The following is an 18,413-nucleotide window of genomic DNA, read 5'->3' as shown; positions in this document are numbered from 1 at the left end:
GAGGATGGTACTAATTGGGGAGAGCATCATTTCGAGATTTATGGAGATGGGGAATTGATTGCAACATATGATCTAAAAGTTGCTGACTTGCCAGCAAATGTTGATTTACAAATTGAAAATATAACAAAACTGGAAGTTGTCTTCAGTGGACAAATAGATAACGGTGTAATGAATTTTGCAAATGTCATTATAAAATAATAAAAATGATTAAAAAAAGCATCCTTCGGGGTGCTTTTTATTTTGTACAAAGAAGGTGATGAGGTGAAGATAGTTGACCACTTAAAAGATTCTGAAAGAAAGAAGCTTAAGCAGATGACAGGACAGATGAAGAAGAGGAAGGGTAAATCTTACCGCGGTAAACCACCGGATAAAAAGAAGAAGGAAGAAAAGGTAAACTGGGTGGACATCATGGGGATGAATCGTGATACATACAAGCGTGTGGGTGGAGCGTTAAGGAGGAAATAAAAAACCTCACCTTTCACAGTGAGGTCCCGATCTCCAATGTTATGCGCATAAATTGGAATAGTCTCCAATATATAGGACAAAAGTTGTAAAGTCAAATACTCTTCTTCATTCCGCAATTGCTGCATTCTCTAAGGAACTTATTATCTTTCGCAGAGCTTTTAAATAGTGAGTGATCACAATTGTCACATCGTCCGCTCTTGATATCAGGATACTCTTTGTAGTCATAAACAATGGTTGTGTCATAGCCATTGAGTTCTTTAGTTTCTTCAATCAGTGTAATCACCTTCATATGGAATTTAACTTATACATCATAACAAGGAGGCTGTCCATTGGATAGCTATTTTTTATGGGAGGGATTAGATAAGGGCACGATTACCTGAAGGAAAGCAAAGGCTTGCATTAGGTTGTTACTACACCATGAATCCAACTAAGGGTTTGGCTTTTGATATGAATCTTGTAATCAAATGGTATGGCTGGCCATTCATGATGTGGAAGACAGCACACAAGGAGTACATCTTCAGATGGTATGAGTACCCAAGATTAATCGTTCTAATCACCAAACACACACTGGTTAAATGGATCAGGAGTGAGTAACGTGGCACTCAGACCATTGAAACCATGCAACAGAACAGGCTGCAATCAACTCACCCGTCAACGGTACTGTGAACAGCATGAGGCAGCCTACCAACAGTACAAGCTGGAGCAAGACAAGCAGAGAGGGACAGCCACTCAACGAGGATACAACAGCAAGTGGAGGAAGGCACGAGCCATGCACCTGGCACGGTTACCTCTATGCGTTGAGTGTGGAAGACCCGGCACGGACGTTGACCACATCAAGCCACATAAGGGCAATCAAGCCCTATTCTGGGACTCGAGCAACTGGCAGACCCTATGCAAGCCATGTCATAGCCACAAGACAGCCACAAAAGACGGAGGATTCGGAAGGGGGTAGGGGGGATCAAATGCCTGTTAAATACCTTGGCAGTTACTTTGGCCAGAATTTGCTAACTACCATGTTATCTACCTTGTTAGGTACCATGATAGGTGCCTTGATAAAGGATATACAGACTGCTTGTACACGTTTCCCAATTTCTCGAAATTTTTTTGTTGAGTGATGAATGTTCACCAAACGCTGTGAAAGATTGTTAGCAGATGGAAACCTTTCGTATAAATAATAAAAACTTCGTCAATAATGCATCTAAGAAATCAAGGGAGAGATCCATCATGTTTTGGGAAAGGAAAACAAGGAGTAAATTAGGGAAATTCTTAGATAAAGAGGGTTATAGCCAAGAGGAATTAGTGAAAGCATCAAAAGTTAGCAGGAATACTGTTTCACGTATTTGTACTAATCCTGATTATGTTCCATCGGGAAACGTGATTAAGAAAATAATGAAAGCTATAAGGCAAATAGATCCTGGGGCTAAAACGGAGGATTTTTTTGATATATAAACAACGCGGAGTATCAGACATCGTCAGAAAGGAAAGACTGCTGCAGCATTAAACACTGGAGGTTTATGTATGATTGGTGCGGCAGTCTTCTTTCTATTGCTTTTCTCTGCCTTTTTCTTTTATTTAAAGGCAAAAAAAGAATTTGTTCTTAAAGAGCAGATCACAGGGGATCTAGAGCGTGAAAAGTTAGAGTCACCTATTGAACGAAGGTTAGATGATGCATTGATTTTAAGGGGCGAATATGTCAAATCGCAGGTACCATGTGGTAAATACCGTATTGATCTAACGCTTCCTGCTTATAGAATTGCTATTGAATGTGATGGCAAGGCGTATCATAGTAGTCCAGAACAAAAAGCGCAAGACCGAAGAAAAAATGCTTATTTGCGGAGAGTGGCTGGAAGGTACTGCGGTTTAGTGGCCGGCAAATATATAAGGATCTGCCGACCGTCTTTCTTTATTTGTCCATTAGTGACATCCTCCCTTATAAAGATGCCCTCTAAAGGTATGACAAGATTCTATACATCTAATGTACCACCTATACCAACAATAGTTCCCATAGGAATCCCCCCGCATTTGTAATTTGCAAACATTCGGAAGGCCGTAATCAAATGGACATTCCGAAGCATTCGGAAGGACCAGGCGCCCTTTCGAAACCAGGTTCCGAAACATTCGGAAGGACCAGGCTCCCTTTCGAAACCAGGTTCTGAAACATTCGAAAGGGCTAGGCTGGCACTTTCGAACCCTGGATGTGTGCTCTTTAGGGAAATACGCGGGGGAGGGATAAGAGTTAAGTCGAAATGAAAAACTTTGATTTGAAGAAATTGTTTCTTAACTGTTTGTGACCCCCCTCGTATAAACCCAATACAGGCGATGAAATTCGCTAAATTTAATACGGAAGGGGACAAGTTCTTATAGATATATATAAGAACTTGTCCCTTTAAGAGGGGATATTACCTCACACTTCCTCTTCCTCGGATAGTGTCAGGCACCTCAACCAGGAGAACCTTCTCTAACCTTCCCTGGAAGGCGTGACGTAAGGATTAGTATCAAACAGCCAATAATCAAACCGGAAACGGCTACCAGATGAAATCCTGCTAAAGATACACGATCAGCAAAAAATAGGCCGAGCAAGCTTGATGAAAAAATCGTTCCGATGTAGCGTGAAGTCATAAATAAGCCAGATGCGATACCAGTTTCTTCACGTTTGACGAATGTATACAGGGCTGTTTGAAGTCCGAGATTGTTGAACCCATTGGTACAGCCTAGTATGCATAAAACAAAAAAAATGTAAACAGGAGAAGTCGCTTCATGGAAGGTCATGAGCAATCCTGTTCCAATAATGGCTGTAAAACTGCCTGCAATTAAAGCAGGCTTGGACGTCCCAGTTTGATCAATCCATTTGCCAGCTATTGGTGAGACGATAACACCGAATCCAGCAACGGAAAGCATCATGATTCCAGTGAAGCTGGCACTATAATGCATGACCTGCTGCAAATAGGAAGGTACCCCGAAAAACAACGAGTAAAACAGAATGTTGACTAAAATGTATTGTAAATAAACGATGCTGGCATTTCGATTACTCCGAAACGATTTTACATCAATAAAGGGATCCAGCCTTTTTGCTTCATATGTATAAAAAGCTATTCCAACTAGAATAAACAAACCCAAACTGACCCAATTGGGTTTCATCTCTAATGATAATAAAAAGAATAACAAACTGATTAGAGTGAGAGAAAATAAGACAACCCCAGCATAATCCAGCGAGGTTTTTCTTTTCTCTACAGTATTACTAGGGAAGAATTTAAGCGTTAAAATAAAAGAAAGAATGATAATCGGAAAATTAATCCAAAATATCGCTTCCCAATCTGCTGCCCCGATGACTAGACCGCCAATGGTTGGTCCAAAGGCAGCGGATATGGACGAGAACATGTTTAAAATCGCAAACATCCGCGCTTGATTCTTCGTTATTTGTTTTCTAACAGTGGCCATCCCTGCCGGATAAAGCATGGAACTGCCAACCGCCTGAATCATCCGAATGGCTACAAGGCTCTCGAAGTTTGGAGAAAAAGGCGCCAAAAGACAAGAGACAGCCACAAAGGTTAAACCGATTAAAAATAAATATTTCCGGTTAAACGTATCACTTAATTTACCCATAATCGGCTGTCCAATAGAGCTGGTTAAATAATAGGTAGAAATAAGCCATGATGCATCTACAAAAGATAAGTCAAACTGAACTTGCAGCCGTGCTAAAGCCACTGAAATCATCGATGAATTCAGGGGATTTAACAAAATACCCAAGGCTATAGCCCATATTAAAGGCATGGGAACAGATCCCCTTCCTGTTTACGATTGTTTGAGCATATTAAAGTATTCTAATACTCTATTGACCGATACCACATCGGCATATTTCGCTTGTAAGTCAAATAGGCTTTGTTTATGGGCCGCTTCTGACCGGTCCCCTACCGCTTCCTCTACAACCATTGGTCTAAAGCCATAAGACAGCGCATCGACAGCACTTGCCCGCACGCACCCGCTGGTCGTGCAGCCAGTCATAATCACCGTATCCACTTGTTGGGAAACGAGACGTGATACCATATCAGTTCCAAAGAAAGCAGACGCATACTTTTTCACAATCGTTGTATGTTTTGGATTTGTATGTAATCGTTCATCTACTTCTACTGCCTTTGTATTTGTCCGCAATGTCATGACACCGCTTTGTTTTAACGCCCAAATTCCCGCCTCCTTAAAATTGTCATCATAACTTACTGATGTGTAAATGACAGGAATGTCTAGTGTGGAAGCAGCATCCAATAAACGGTTTGTTTCAGAGATTTGCTGGTCTAAATCTGCAGCAAGTACCATCTCAGGATTTTGATAATCGGTAAAAGCATGAATTAAATCAATCACCAGTATGGCTGGTTTATCCCCAAAACCAATTTGTTTTCCAAAACCTCTTTGTTCAAAAAACGCTGTTTCCTTATTATTTTCCACTAGAATCATCTCCCTATTTCAAAATCATAAAACTTACCAAACTTAACCAAAATATATCATAATGCTAAAAAACTAGTCAAAATATTTTTTTGACTTTTCTTACAACTTTTTTCTGTTAAGATAGGATTAGATTTACAGAAAAAGGAGAGGAACTCTTATTTTAGTACCTATCAAAGAGGCAGCAAAATTACTAGGAATTTCTCCTACAACGCTTAGAAGATTAGAAACGGATAATGAAGTAAGAGGTTATGGTATTCGTGTTTACTATACCCCAGGAGGCCAAAGGAGATATTCCACCTCGGAGATTGAGCATTTCTTTTTAAATAAAGGGTTCTCTGGAAAAATAGGATTTGGAACGCAACCTGTTCTGCTCGTCATTGACTGTAATACGGCGTTTACCAATAAAGAATATCCGCTTCACGGCAGCTGGGACAAAGAAATAGAGGAAATCTCCAGACTGGTTGATACCGCACATCAAACGGATTGTCCCGTTATTTTTGCCCATTCGATTTTTGTTGAAAACGATCCAGGACTAGAGATTTATCAAAAAAAAATCCCCATTATTAGTTCCTTAAAACGGGGAATAGAGGAGATCGAATTAGATCCCCGCATCAAGGGCCGGGAAAGAGATACGCACCTTCTTTCTAAGTATTTCTCCATCTACTACGAGACAGAATTATTGAATCTTTTGAGGAAACAAAATTGCGATACGCTGATTATCTGTGGATTTTCAACTAGCGGTGCAGTCCGGGCTGTGGCTACAGAAACATTACAATATGGGATTAAGCCGATTGTCCCTCTGGACGCTGTTGGCGACCGCGATGAATTTATTCACCGGAGCAATATCGAAGACATCAGCAGAAAACTAGGAGATGTCGTATCGACTCAAGAGGTAGTACGATTTTTATATGGGAGAAAATAAGCTTTGCAGACGATGCAAAGCTTATTTGTTTGGGCAAATAGTTGATAAAAATCACTGTTAGGTTATCTAACAGTTTAGTAGAAATCCTTTAAAGGTTCCATTAGGATGGCAATAGAAAGTCAAGTTTGAATAAGTTTATTAACTTTTAACAAACTTTCAACTTCTCAGATGATACAACCATTTCATTTAAGAGGAGAATGTATGATGAATAATACTCGGTTTGATTTTTCCCCTATTATCAGTCGTAAACCTTTGAAATTACCAAATGGCGCAAGAGTTGCCTTATGGGTAATACCGAATATTGAACATTTTCACATCGATCAGCCATCGACTTCGATTTATGGAGGAACGGCGAGTTTTAATCCAGATATACTAAACTACTCTTGGCGTGATTACGGTGTTCGCGTAGGTATTTGGCGAATGATGGAGGTCATGCAGAAGTACAATGTGAAAGGTACAGTTGCACTGAACTCGGAAGTTTGCGAGAATTATCCTGAAATCATCGAAGCAGCTAAAAAATTAGATTGGGAGTTTATGGGTCACGGCAAAACAAACTCTACTCTTCTCACAGGGATTAGCGAAGAAGAGGAAAAGCAAATCATTGAAAATGTGCTTTCAACGATCGAAGCGAGTACGGGACAAAGACCACAAGGCTGGCTTGGACCGGCACTAACGGAAACCTATCATACTCCAGATTTACTAGCGGAAGCAGGGGTAGAATATGTGGCTGATTGGGTAAACGATGATCAGCCGTACCCAATGAAAGTCAGAAATAACGGGTCACTTTACTCTATCCCCTATTCGATTGAAATGAATGACATCACGTCCTTCCTAAGCTTCGGGCATACTCCAGAGCAATTCGGCCAAATGATTATTGACCAATTTGATGTCCTTTACCAGGAAGGTGCGGAGAACGGCAGGGTAATGTCGATTTGTTTACATCCCTTCTTAATCGGACATCCATTCAGAAGTAAATATTTTGAAAAAGCATTACAACACATTACCAGCCACGAAGACGTATGGGTGGCCACCGGTTCGGAAATCATTGAACATTGCAGACACGAACTATATGCAGAAGTTAAATAGAAGGTTGATACCCTTGATTGGAAGAGAAATTCCTAGGGTTTAGCTTTACAAGTAACCTAAAACCAAAGGTAGGAATGTCACGTCAATTCTTTAAAAGGATTAAGAAAATAAGGGAGGTGACAAAACCCTCCCTTTAGTCTTTTTAAACCATATTTTATAAGAAAACCTCGTTTCATTCGGATGTACGATCATCCGGTCTTCCAGATGCTATTTTACCGCACGGGCCAGAAAAACGCTTCTTTCAATTCTTCGGCCATTTTTTTACACTGTCGGAATTATTGCGGTATTCGACACGGCCGAGGTTCTGCTCAATGATCGGCCCTTCATTAAGATAATTGTTTACATAGTCAGAGGTCTCCCTTATGAGTTTGACACCTCGCCCCTGCATTAACAAGAACACTACGATTAAATATTAGTTTAGTCCGTTTCCCAATAGTATCATCATTTTTTCTAAGCCGCGTGTAGCTGCTCTACTATGGAAGAAGACATTCCAACAATGGTCTGATTGATGTTTCCGCCACTATTCGCTTGCAGAGGACTATTATCGTTCGGCTATTGCCATCCGTGCAGGTTATCTCCGAGAGGACCATGCGGGGGTAGGGGAGGTGCTGGTTGACCTAGCTGATTAATGGCTGCAAAAGGCGATTTAGTCCAGGATATTGAATGCTATCGGCGCTTCCAATTGAACAAACGGAGCAGTAATGTTTAATAAGAATAATGGATTTTCATGATAATTTTAAAGGTGGAGGGAGAGTTATATAAAAAATATATTTTTCATTACTTTTGTCGTACTCATTACACTATCGGCTTATAGTACAGGAGAAACTTATACATATTGGACAGATAAAGCCGATAATCAAATTCAGCGTTTAGATGAAGCAAATATAAAGTATGAAATAAGAGAAGATGAAATTTGGGAAGTGAGAAAGATATGGACAGAGTAGTAGCATGCAGTTCTTAAAGTAAAGGGTGGGCCAATTATCGAACAAAATAACGGCCTAAAAGATTGCCAACTAGGAAAACCAGGATCAAAATCAAACTAACCGGAAGACTGGTGAATATCAAATGCCAGTCCATCTGTCCATATTCGACTAAAAAATAATATGTAACGAGGCAGTATGGGGTAAGGAGGAACAGTGAAGTTATGATGCCAGGCGTGTAGCCCCTGAACATGATGGTTTGAACAATATGCATCAATGCCTGCAAAACAAATAAATTAAGAATGGCTGTAAATAAAAGAAAACCCGCTCCGTTAGATGAAAAATGGGCGGTCATCACTGCAGTGAATGATATAATCAATAAAATCCATGTAGCCGAAACAGCAAGCTGGGCAGCGGTCGAACCTAGTTTCTCCCTCATTCTTAATGTTAGTTCGACAAAGTTAGTTTTCGGATAGCTGTCTTTGTTTGCAGCCATAGAAGATTCAATGGTTATGATCTCTTCTAAGTCATGGAATATAAAAATGATGGGAAACAACCAAATTAATGTTTTAAGATCCAAAAATTGGTGGAGCGCCCCTAGCATCTTTTGTCTGCCTCCTTTTAGTTGGTAAGATTTCTTTTTTGCCCAAGACTGCCGTCGGTTGTGGTTTGTTCATTTTATGGGAAAGGATATAAAAGTATGCCAAAGGTCACTCAAGAGTTTTTTTGAATACACAAATCTTAATTAAAATCCTTGTGTGACAAACCTGTTAGGAGCTGTCCACCAGTTAATTTTTGATAATGGGCCAGGGAAATCAATGGAAAAACATATTCATAACAATGATAATTGAGATAAAAGGATCCTGCCATTCCCCTTCCTTTAGGGTAGGTCGTCGTCCAATCTTTTTCCTTCTTATCCACTAAAAAAGCTGCACCGTTTTCAATTTCAGGCGTAACTCCAGTTGCGGCCGAGATGAGTGCGTCAAGGGCCCAAGCGGTATGAGTGCGGGTACTTTCGCCCAAGGGCACATAACAATTTTTGATATCACTTTTACAGGATTCTCCCCAACCCCCGTCGGGATTCTGAATTTTCCGCAACCAAGTTAGAGCGTTTTGAATAGCTGGATGATTCGTGGGAACCCCAACTGCAACCAATCCCGTTACGGCCGCCCATGTGCCATAAATATACACGCCCCATCGCCCCACCCAGGAACCATCTGAATTTTGATGCCGTAACAGCCAACGAATTCCACCTTTCACCATCGGATGGTGAAGATCCAAATGGGTATAGTTTCCGAAGAACTCTAAAGTCCTTCCCGTCAAATCAGCAGTCGACGGATCAATCAATAAATCTTTTCCACCCTCTATCGGTAACAAGTTCAACACTTTCTTGTCCACATTCTTTTCGAATGCCGCCCAACCGCCGTCATTGTTTTGCATGGAAATGAGCCAGTTTACTCCACGATCCCATGCTTGCCGGCAATCCACTTGCTCTATGGCCAAAGTACGTATCGCTCTCAGTGCAGCAGTGGTGTCGTCAATATCTGGTTGGATCGTGTTACTGTCCCCAAACCCCCAACCTCCCGGTAACAGGTTCGGTTCATGAATGACCCAATCCCCGTATTTGAGATGCTGACGGGAGAGAATGTAATGATTTGCTTTTTGAATAGTGTTGGATGAATAGGGAACTCCTGATTCTTGCAGAGCATAATTGATTAAAGTCGTATTCCAGACCGAAGCCGTCGTATACTGGCAGTGAAGTTCTCCGTCAATCCGGCAGGTCATCTCTTTTAAACCTTGCACAGCACGAGTAATCACTGGATGTGTATTGGGATACCCCCTCGCCAGTAAGGCAAAAATCATTAGAAAAGTTGAGCTGGAATAATTACAAAAGGTGCCGTCCGGTTCGATTCGGTCCAGCATATATTTTTCGGCGCGATATAATGACAATTCGCGAAGGTTTCCAGGGTTTTTTAGAGCCTGAATGCCCTGTTTAATCAAATTGATCACCGAGCGGGCCTCTTCTGATGGATTCTCTGTAAAAAAACGAACTTCTCTTTTTTGAAACAAATCTGAGAGATCGGGCGATCTTTGCGTTCTCCTACGATAATTCAAATTGGCGAGAATTAAAAAAGGGATAATGTTGGCTCTTCCGTACACGGAGAGGTCAAAAAGATTGATTAGAAAGGAGTCTGGTAAAAGCATCACTTCAATATTAATGGGGAAGTGCGGCCACTCACATTGTCCTGTTATGGCCAACATGATTTTCAAAAACATATGGACCTCCGTGGCCCCTCCGTTGGCCATAATAAACTGTCTCGCTGCCAGGATTTCCTGGTCCTTTCGATCCCGGTAACCAGAATAAAGAAGGGCATAATAAGCTTCCACAGTAGCTGTTAGATTCCCTTTTTCCTCATCATGAAACAGCTTCCAAGACCCATCTTCCTGCTGTTTTCCGGCGATACGTTTCACCAATTCTTTTATGAACTCCTCATCATTTATCTCCAATGTCCGTAATAAGATAATCATACTGCAGTCCGTAGCGATCCCGGTCTCGAAAGGATAATGCCAGGCCCCGTCCTCTGATTGGTCTTGGACGAACTGGTTGGCGATTCTGTTAATTTCCTTATATACCCGATGCCTCATATTTCCCATCCTCTCCCAAATATTCATCTTTGTATTCATATTCCGTGTGCAATATGAATATGCATTCCTTTGAAGGGGGTGACCGATACAGTCAAAATGAACTTTGATAAGGGATGATGCCGTTTTTGCTGGATTCTTTGTCAGATGTAAAAAAAGAATTAAAAAAAAAGATGAAAAAGAAATCTTCCGACCTACTGCCCTGTTTATCAGAATATGAGAAACAATGTATTCACCTTATAAGAGAACAGACGAGACAACTTAACCAAAACAATGTAACACGGACGCAAGCTTATTTTCAGTTTTACCTTCAGCACCCTGAAATACATTGGGCCCTTCTCGGACATATGGTATCGCGAAACGTCGGATGGAACATGACGGATTTAAAAGGGGAATTACTGACAAAACTTCTGCCTGAAAGAGATCAGAAAGCTTTTTTTTCTTTTTTGGAACGCGGCAGTTGGTTGATTTTTCAAGATGTGTTTCCTCAATTTTTGGTTTATGACCTGAGTGTGAGGGGTAGCCAAGGGATGTTCCATCTTTTACCTTTTTTTTACACTTCCACCTTCATGGAAACGATGTGGCGTTATTTTTGGCGCAGCGGGGATAGCTATACGTTGGCGATTGCGATGGTGATAAATGAACAAAACTATTTGGAAAAAGGATTGATTCAAAATAATCATTTCAAAAAAACCGTAACCGGTACGGTCAGCTTCAAAGCGTATGATTTTTTGCGTCTCAATAACATTCTTTTTCCCTACTGGGCAGGGGAAAAAAGGGAGAAAACTTCACTTGCCGGCGCCACTTCACGGTATTTCACTTCGCTCCACGAAAGAATTTTATTCGGAAAAAAATTGTATTCCCTTCTTTTTCAGCGTGAAAAGATTCTGGCGGGGGTCTTGACATGGGCGCATGCACGCCCTCACACGGGATCACGGAAAGATTATTGGCCTGATTTGTTTAATGATGTATATGAATCTTTTCCCCGATCCCTTTATAAGCGACGGGTCAAGAATTGCGTATTGAGAAAGGGCGCCGAGCGGCTGTACAGCCCGCCTTTAAAATACGCCTGGCCGAATACCCCTCATGAAGATGCGAAGAGCGGAGATTGGTTTCGGGATTGGCATGTTCTGGATTATATTCATAAAGAAGTCAGTTTGAATGGAGAGATTTTAAATAATTATTGCAAAACCCTTGAAACAATTGAACTTGCGGTTATGGCGAAGGAAGCCCTTCTGTTACGAGAAGAAGAATAATCATTAACGAGCGGTGGTCCTGACACTGTTCAAATGATGCCGGTGTAATGTGGAATGATTATTGTATAAATTTTGATAAAAAATCCACCTAATATCTATTATAAGTTTTGTTGCTACTCTGTTTTGTACCTTTGTAATTAGGATCACAGGTTCGTAATAAGGAAATAAGTTTGTGAACTTTTGTACTTAAACAAACGGTTTAAGTACGTTTGGATGCTGCCACTATTTAGTGGCTTTTTTCTTTTTATGTCATAAAAAAACTGGTATGTCAACACTAAACTAGACAACTTTTTTAAGGTGTTCAAGTTTGTAATCAATCGGACTTACATAACGTTGGATTTTTTATCATAGTTCCATCTCTAATCAATGGTTAATATATTGTATTGTTCTAAATACCGTTTGAATGAGGTGGACCGATGTATTTTTTTAACTCAATTTCAGTTGATGTTCGATTTGCCCAATTAGAATTTCGTAAACATACAAAAGTGAAGAGGCTGGTTTTAGGATCCTTTCTCGCCTGTATGGCTGCTTTACTTCAAGCAGCAGGTGGCTTCTTACTAGGAATCGGATATTTGATTAGCCCATTTGCCATTTTACCCATTCTGATTGGTACCATGTTTTCCCTTCAGATGGGGGTGATGTCTTATTTTCTTACCATCCTGTTGCTATTCATTCTGTTTCCAACTGAACTAGTCGTTTTTCCTTTTACAACAGGGTTGTTAGGGGTTGGTATAGGCGCAGCTTTTTCCTTTTTCAAGAAGAGATTAAGCATTATTTCTATTGGTGCCATTCTCTTAACAATAGGAATTATGAGTCTACTATATGTTTTCCACTTTCCCGTTCTTGGTCCAGCCGTATCCGATTCCTTTTCATTCCTTACAGCAGCAAGTATTTTTTTATTTTCTTTCCTTTATACCTGGTTATGGGTTGAGATGGCTTTATTCTTTTTTAAAAAATTAAAGACCATTCTAATTTAGTGACTCTCAAAATCGCCAGTATTTTGAACGGCATAGATTTTTGTCCGGGTGGCCATTAGATTCCAAAGTCAGTAATAACATTTCATTTTGTTTTTCGAAAGGTAACATCAATGGGTCTTTCCAAGCCTCCTCCACCGGTTGCTGATGTAGGACGTCCCTCTATTGTGAGGAGAAATACAAATATTTGAGATGAAATCAAGGTGTTCAGCTTTTGAATACCCGGAAAAAAAACAAACGAGACAGCATATTGCTCTCTTGTTTGTTTTATATTTCGATTCAAATCCAAGAAAGGGATTTGTCTGGTATTAAATAGAAATTTATAGTTATCAATCATGGAACAATTTCAAAAACAGTACCTTGATTAAAATCAGTCACATTCGTAGAGCCATAAACCCCTAAATATAGTCTTGTTTGATCCAAATTCGTTCCCAAATTAACATAATAAGCTGATTGAGACCCGAAATTATAATCGGTTTCAATAACACTAAAATCATTTAGTTTACAATCTGTTCTTACTCTGGTATAAGCTAAAACCCCTCTACCCGTAGGTTGAGATTTTTCATCCCGGGCAAGATCGGTAAACACAACGCTACCCGTTAAATCTGGGATTCCTTTTCCCATATAGGCTTGCACTCCTGTAAGTGCAGTTCCTCCGAATTTATCAGGTCGGGGATCTTTCTGAAAATAACTAGTTAAAGGCTGAAGGCGACTCACTGAAGTTTTTATTGCTTCATTGTAATAAGCAATTGTTTTCTCATCCATAGTCGGATTTGCAGAGCAGCCCCTAATAATTGAAGTAGGAAAAGCACCTTCCCATCCTCGCCAGCCAAAGTTAATGAATCCTTCTTGGTCAGGTTCAGATTTCATTAAAGAAGCTTGTATAAGCTGAGTAACCGGTATTGGTTGATAATGCACAAATGAAAAAATAGACTCTACCAAATCCTGTCCGACATTTCCTGCATATTTAATATATTGGTTATAAAACCTTTGAAATGAAATACCTGGTATATTGCGAACCCCTTTGGCAATTACCGTAAGAGTTTCATGGATAGGTGCGGGAAGTTCATTAAAACGTGAGACCACGGGTGGATTAAAGATAAATGTATTCTTACCTACATCAATTTCAATTATTTTACCAGCGATTTCCATGCTGTCCTGGCTTAAATTAAATGGATCATAGCCTGATCCACCATCTCCGGTTGTTAAAACAAGTTTTCCTGTTTCAGGTGAAAAGTTTAAGCTATTGACACCATTATGATTAAAAAATGGTCTTCTTAAGTTAAGTAATGTCCGTCGTTTTTCAGGTTGACCATTCGATTGTAAAATCCATTCTTCAACAGTATCAATATGATCATATTGAGTCTCTCTATTTAGCCACCTTAGGTTTAAAGTTCTAGGATCACACGGGTTGGGCTTAAAAGGTTCAGGAAGTGCACCTGGACCTTGAGTTCCAGCCACTGAATAATGAAGATAAAACAGACCGTTATAATAAAATTCGGGATGAAACGCTAATCCTAGCAATCCCCGTTCATCATATCCACCACCAGAAATACCTAGCTTTATGATTCGCGGGCGAATATTTAAAAAAGTCCTTATCACTCCGTTTCCGATGTAAAAGATTTCTCCTACTTGGGTTGCGATAAATAATCTTTCAATTGAGTCACCTGGAAGTATAGTAGTTTTCAAAACAGTGGGTAAATTTATCTTACTTACAATGGGCCGTAAACTAACCTTAACTTTTCTCAACTAATCTTTACACTCCCTTCTTATTTTTTTCTTTTATAAGAATATTGTTAGAACTGTTCTATTAGTACCAAATTAGGGCAGGGGAATTTGTCAAGGGATTTGTCAATACATTTTTCGATTTATTTATAGTGTTCAACCTTACCAATTTAAATTTCAGTATTGACATGATAATCATTATCATCTATAATTGAGAATGAAAATCATTATTACATATAAAAAGGAGAAACCGACTATGATTAGAAAAAAGTTTTTACAAGTTTTTGCTCTAATCTCCTTACTATCACTTGCCATACTAGCAGGATGTGGAGCGGGTGAAGAAAAAGCTAATTCTACAAAAAAAGAAAGCGCTCCAAAAAGTGAAGACAAAGGTGAAGTGAACCTTTACACTAGCCGTCATTATGAAACGGATGATGCACTATACGCTGAATTTACTAAGCAAACAGGTATTAAAGTAAATGTAGTAAAAGGTGAAGAAAATGAATTAATTGAACGTCTGTCTCGAGAAGGCGCAGCTACTCAAGGAGATTTGTTCTTGACTTCTGACGCTGGCAGACTACATTGGGCTAAAGAAAAGAATTTATTACAAAGTGTAGAGAGCAAGACTCTTTCTGAAAACGTTCCTGAAAACTTAAGAGATAAAGATAAAGAGTGGTACGGGTTAACAAAAAGAGCTCGTGTTATTGTGTATTCAAAGGATCGTGTAGATCCTAAGCAACTATCTACCTATGAAAATCTTACAGATCCAGAATGGAAGGGCAAAGTGCTTGTGCGTCCATCTGATAATGTGTATAACCAATCACTTTTAGCTTCTTTTATCTCATTAAATGGTGAAGAGAAAGCAAAGGAATGGGCTAAAGGCATCGTTAACAACATGGCCAGAAGCCCTCAAGGAAATGACCGCGATCAAGCAAAAGCGATCGTTGCTGGTGAAGGTGACGTTGCGATCATGAACACTTATTATGTAGGAGTTATGTTAAATTCTGAAGATCCTGAAGAAAGAAAGGTCGCAGAACAAGTAGGTGTTTTCTTCCCGAACCAGGAGACAAACGGAACTCATATCAATGTGAGTGGGATTGGACTTACTAAGCATGCAAAGAATAAGGAAAATGCAGTAAAATTAATGGAGTTCTTGTCTAGCAAAGAAGCTCAGGGCAAATTTGCTGAAGCCAATTTTGAGTACCCGGTGAATCCAGAGGTTGAACCATCTGAATTGTTAAAATCATGGGGAGAATTTAAATCCCAGGATCTTAATTTATCTGAGCTTGGCGAGAACAATGCAGACGCAGTAAAGATTTTTAATGAGGTAGGCTGGAAATAATATATCTTTCCTTCCTAACCTAAAAAAGCTAGAATATTCAAGAAGGATGCCGTATTGCATAGCGATACGGCATCCGCTTTATAAAAACACAAAATGAATCTTCTCTTCAAAAGGTAAGGAATGATGGATTTGTTGCAGCAAGTGAAACGTTACCTGAATAGTTGGTCGATCTTAAGTATCCTTTTTATTATGATTGTCTTGCTTCCTACTGTATTTATCGGTGTGCAAATCTTCTCTGAATCTAGTGAAAACTGGGAACATATTAAAGAGTTTCTTTTGACCCGTTTTGTTCAAAATACAATAATTATCGTAATCTTCACAGGAATCATAACGACATTAATTGGTGTGAGCATGGCATGGTTTGTTTCGGCTTTTGAATTTCCGTTTAGACGTTTTTTTAAATGGGGGATTATTCTGCCACTAGCTATTCCTCCGTACATTGGTGCTTACACTTATCATGGAATCTTAAATTATACGGGTGTCATTCAAGTGACACTCAGAAACACATTTGATTTATCAGTGGATCAAAAGTATTTTAATATCATGAATATTCCTGGAGTTATTTTTATTTATTCAATCTTTTTATTCCCTTATGTCTATATCGTAACAAAGAGCTTTTTGGAAAAACAATCTGCCTCCCTGGTTGAAAACGCTAGAATTTTGGGAAGAAATCCTTATGAAATTTTCTTTCGTGTTATCCTTCCCATTTCAAGGGCTTCCATCATTGGTGGAGTGAGTTTGGTCATATTAGAAGTATTAAATGACTATGGTGTGGTCAAGTATTTTGGAATCCAGACATTTAGTACGGCAATTTTCCAAACATGGTTTGGTATGGGTGACATTGGATCGGCCATTAAGCTATCGGGCTTGTTAATGTCACTGGTTGTTATTGTTTTACTTGTAGAGAGACTTTTAAGAAGCCGGAAAAGGTTTAGCTATACCACATCTAAAGTCCGGCCACTTCAACCAATAAGATTAACAGGTGTTAAAGCTTGGGCTGTTATTGCATATTTTTGCTTCATTTTTTTGGTTTCTTTTATGATTCCATTTATACAATTAATTCAATGGACATTTATGACGTATGAAAAGGTAGTAAGTACAGAATTCCTGACACTAATCTGGAATTCTACCTATGTTGCGCTTATGGCGTCTTCTGCGATAGTCATTATCTCACTGGTGATAGCGAACTTTAATCGCTTATTTAGCGGACATGTTACGAATGTCACTTCTAAAATTGTTGTATTTGGATACGCAGTTCCTGGAGCAGTGATTGCAATGGGCGTTCTGTCACTTTTTCTTTCTCTTGATAGACAAATCGCTGCTATTTCTGCAAGGCTTGGATTTACGCCAACGGTAGCTCTAAGTATAACGATTTTCATGTTGATATTTGCTTATGTGATTCGATTCTTGGCTTTAGGGTTTAACTCCATTGAGTCAGGATTTGATAAAATTGGTTTAAGCTTCACAGAAGCATCTCGAACACTGGGCATGTCAGTCACTCAGACCTTCTTTAGAGTTGACCTGAGGATGATTTCAGGCTCGATATTCGGGGCGTTTATTCTTGTCTTTATTGAGATATTAAAAGAACTGCCTTTGACAATGATCTTACAACCTTTTAATTTTTATACGCTGGCAACAAAGGCGTTCCAGTATGCTGGAAATGAACAAATACATGAGGCAGCCTCAGCATCCATTTTAATCATTCTTATTAGTGCTTTATCCATCTTTTTCTTTTATAAAGTTTTGGAAAGGGAGCCAAGCTGATGTTTGTAGAGATACAGAATTTAAATTTTCGATATAAAAATGCAAATAATCATACCATCCAAGATTTTAGGTTATCTATTGAAGAGGGGGAGATTGTTTCTATCCTCGGAAATAGCGGAAGTGGTAAAAGTACCGTTCTTAGGTTAATTGCTGGTCTTGAAGTGCCTAATAGTGGTTCCATTGTGATAAATAACAATATTGTATCTGATGAGCGCCATTTTGTTCAGCCTGAAAAAAGGGGAGTAGGGCTTGTGTTCCAGGACTATGCTCTTTTTCCTCATTTAAATGTAGCGGATAATATAAAATTTGGGCTAAAGAAAATGAGCAGTAAGAAAAAAAATGAGCGTCTATACGAGGTCTTACATTTAGTTGGGCTTGGGGAATTTGCAAAACGCTATCCTCATGAACTAAGCGGCGGTCAGCAACAGCGTGTGGCACTAGCACGGGCACTTGCTCCAAATCCGTCCTTACTCATGTTGGATGAACCATTTAGTAATCTTGATGCTGAGCTTCAATATAAAATTCGTGATGAATTACACACTATCCTAAAACAAACCGGCATTACGTGTATTTTTGTTACACACGACCGGGAGGATGCACGGTCGCTTGCAGATCGTATCGTAATTATGAAAGACGGAAAAATTGCTCAGATAGGTAGACCATGTGATCTTCTATCGGAAGATATAGAAACACACCTTCAGGTTAATCTAGGACGAGTAACTAACTAAAGGAATGTAAATGTAAAGACGATTACCTTGACCAGGTGACCGTCTTTTTTGTGCAGTTAAAAGTAAATCCCTATAAGTTGTAAAATGATTATGGGGTTGATTCATATCGTTCTTGATAGCTATGATCGCTGTTTGAGTAAACTGATTG

At 39.5% G+C, this 18,413-nt stretch carries 19 protein-coding genes and 1 pseudogene; 13 read left to right on the top strand and 7 right to left on the bottom strand.

Annotated elements, in window-relative coordinates:
* Both CUU64_RS17215 and CUU64_RS17210 read left to right on the top strand, forming a co-directional pair.
* On the top strand, positions 1 to 198 hold a 198-nt coding region (locus tag CUU64_RS17215; protein WP_142383647.1), incomplete at its 5' end, for a hypothetical protein.
* A gap of 42 nt (positions 199 to 240) precedes the next feature.
* Entirely contained in the window at positions 241 to 465 is a 225-nt protein-coding gene (locus tag CUU64_RS17210; protein WP_101634856.1) for a hypothetical protein, read from the top strand.
* 91 nt (positions 466 to 556) lie between these two features.
* Here the strand turns inward: CUU64_RS17210 and CUU64_RS17205 are convergent, their stop codons facing one another.
* Positions 557 to 736 (bottom strand): DUF8096 family protein, encoded by a 180-nt coding sequence (locus tag CUU64_RS17205; RefSeq protein ID WP_101634872.1) that lies wholly within the window; start codon positions 734 to 736, stop codon positions 557 to 559.
* 146 nt (positions 737 to 882) lie between these two features.
* On the opposite strand from CUU64_RS17205, the gene CUU64_RS22165 reads away from it, so the two are divergent.
* The 4 genes from CUU64_RS22165 to CUU64_RS17190 all read left to right on the top strand — a co-directional run bounded on the left by CUU64_RS22165 (position 883) and on the right by CUU64_RS17190 (position 2,493).
* Positions 883 to 1,059, top strand: a complete 177-nt coding sequence (locus CUU64_RS22165) for a hypothetical protein (RefSeq protein WP_180954653.1) — start codon at positions 883 to 885, stop codon at positions 1,057 to 1,059.
* 175 nt (positions 1,060 to 1,234) lie between these two features.
* On the top strand, positions 1,235 to 1,417 hold the full coding sequence (locus tag CUU64_RS22970; RefSeq protein WP_308302390.1) for an HNH endonuclease signature motif containing protein: 183 nt from the start codon (positions 1,235 to 1,237) through the stop codon (positions 1,415 to 1,417).
* Positions 1,418 to 1,689: 272 nt separating this feature from the next.
* The gene (locus CUU64_RS17195; RefSeq protein WP_101634854.1) at positions 1,690 to 1,914 is read left to right on the top strand and encodes a helix-turn-helix domain-containing protein; all 225 of its coding nucleotides are present in this window, start codon (positions 1,690 to 1,692) and stop codon (positions 1,912 to 1,914) included.
* Positions 1,915 to 1,983: 69 nt separating this feature from the next.
* On the top strand, positions 1,984 to 2,493 hold the full coding sequence (locus CUU64_RS17190; RefSeq protein ID WP_257985575.1) for an endonuclease domain-containing protein: 510 nt from the start codon (positions 1,984 to 1,986) through the stop codon (positions 2,491 to 2,493).
* Between the two features lie 411 nt (positions 2,494 to 2,904).
* Here CUU64_RS17190 and CUU64_RS17180 read toward each other — a convergent pair whose 3' ends face one another.
* Positions 2,905 to 4,236 carry an MFS transporter gene (locus tag CUU64_RS17180; RefSeq protein WP_101634852.1) on the bottom strand — a complete coding sequence of 444 codons (1,332 nt, stop codon included), beginning with the start codon at positions 4,234 to 4,236 and terminating at the stop codon, positions 2,905 to 2,907.
* Positions 4,237 to 4,257: 21 nt separating this feature from the next.
* Positions 4,258 to 4,905 carry an isochorismatase family protein gene (locus CUU64_RS17175; RefSeq protein WP_257985574.1) on the bottom strand — a complete coding sequence of 216 codons (648 nt, stop codon included), beginning with the start codon at positions 4,903 to 4,905 and terminating at the stop codon, positions 4,258 to 4,260.
* Between the two features lie 130 nt (positions 4,906 to 5,035).
* Here CUU64_RS17175 and CUU64_RS17170 point away from each other — a divergent pair, with 130 nt between their 5' ends.
* Positions 5,036 to 5,827: an isochorismatase family protein gene (locus CUU64_RS17170; RefSeq protein WP_308302391.1), complete on the top strand. Its 792-nt coding sequence runs from the start codon at positions 5,036 to 5,038 to the stop codon at positions 5,825 to 5,827.
* 201 nt (positions 5,828 to 6,028) lie between these two features.
* The gene (locus CUU64_RS17165; protein ID WP_257985573.1) at positions 6,029 to 6,913 is read left to right on the top strand and encodes a polysaccharide deacetylase family protein; all 885 of its coding nucleotides are present in this window, start codon (positions 6,029 to 6,031) and stop codon (positions 6,911 to 6,913) included.
* Positions 6,914 to 7,120: 207 nt separating this feature from the next.
* Here CUU64_RS17165 and CUU64_RS22755 read toward each other — a convergent pair.
* The 3 genes and pseudogenes from CUU64_RS22755 to shc form a co-directional block, all read right to left on the bottom strand.
* Positions 7,121 to 7,292: pseudogene (locus CUU64_RS22755) on the bottom strand (formyltetrahydrofolate deformylase); the annotation flags it as partial.
* A gap of 599 nt (positions 7,293 to 7,891) precedes the next feature.
* Positions 7,892 to 8,437: an HXXEE domain-containing protein gene (locus CUU64_RS17160; RefSeq protein ID WP_101634847.1), complete on the bottom strand. Its 546-nt coding sequence runs from the start codon at positions 8,435 to 8,437 to the stop codon at positions 7,892 to 7,894.
* Between the two features lie 137 nt (positions 8,438 to 8,574).
* Positions 8,575 to 10,479, bottom strand: coding sequence for a squalene--hopene cyclase (gene shc / locus CUU64_RS17155; RefSeq protein WP_101634846.1), 1,905 nt, complete (start codon positions 10,477 to 10,479; stop codon positions 8,575 to 8,577).
* 116 nt (positions 10,480 to 10,595) lie between these two features.
* Here shc and CUU64_RS17150 point away from each other — a divergent pair, with 116 nt between their 5' ends.
* Positions 10,596 to 11,732 (top strand): DUF2515 family protein, encoded by a 1,137-nt coding sequence (locus CUU64_RS17150; RefSeq protein WP_101634871.1) that lies wholly within the window; start codon positions 10,596 to 10,598, stop codon positions 11,730 to 11,732.
* 416 nt (positions 11,733 to 12,148) lie between these two features.
* The gene (locus tag CUU64_RS17145) at positions 12,149 to 12,709 is read left to right on the top strand and encodes a hypothetical protein (protein WP_101634845.1); all 561 of its coding nucleotides are present in this window, start codon (positions 12,149 to 12,151) and stop codon (positions 12,707 to 12,709) included.
* Between the two features lie 330 nt (positions 12,710 to 13,039).
* Here CUU64_RS17145 and CUU64_RS17135 read toward each other — a convergent pair whose 3' ends face one another.
* Positions 13,040 to 14,455: a PQQ-dependent sugar dehydrogenase gene (locus tag CUU64_RS17135; protein WP_101634843.1), complete on the bottom strand. Its 1,416-nt coding sequence runs from the start codon at positions 14,453 to 14,455 to the stop codon at positions 13,040 to 13,042.
* A gap of 232 nt (positions 14,456 to 14,687) precedes the next feature.
* Here CUU64_RS17135 and CUU64_RS17130 point away from each other — a divergent pair, with 232 nt between their 5' ends.
* The 3 genes from CUU64_RS17130 to CUU64_RS17120 all read left to right on the top strand — a co-directional run bounded on the left by CUU64_RS17130 (position 14,688) and on the right by CUU64_RS17120 (position 18,265).
* Positions 14,688 to 15,773: a Fe(3+) ABC transporter substrate-binding protein gene (locus CUU64_RS17130; RefSeq protein WP_101634842.1), complete on the top strand. Its 1,086-nt coding sequence runs from the start codon at positions 14,688 to 14,690 to the stop codon at positions 15,771 to 15,773.
* Between the two features lie 123 nt (positions 15,774 to 15,896).
* The gene (locus CUU64_RS17125) at positions 15,897 to 17,537 is read left to right on the top strand and encodes an ABC transporter permease (RefSeq protein WP_101634870.1); all 1,641 of its coding nucleotides are present in this window, start codon (positions 15,897 to 15,899) and stop codon (positions 17,535 to 17,537) included.
* Entirely contained in the window at positions 17,537 to 18,265 is a 729-nt protein-coding gene (locus CUU64_RS17120; RefSeq protein ID WP_101634841.1) for an ABC transporter ATP-binding protein, read from the top strand. Before CUU64_RS17125 ends, CUU64_RS17120 begins: the two co-directional genes overlap by 1 nt.
* Positions 18,266 to 18,413: the final 148 nt, after the last annotated feature.

It is taken from the genome of Bacillus sp. V5-8f (assembly GCF_002863565.1).
Classification (GTDB): domain Bacteria; phylum Bacillota; class Bacilli; order Bacillales; family DSM-1321; genus Peribacillus.
The sequence above is the reverse complement of the archived record's forward strand: the minus strand, read 5'-3'. Positions and strand labels throughout refer to the sequence as shown.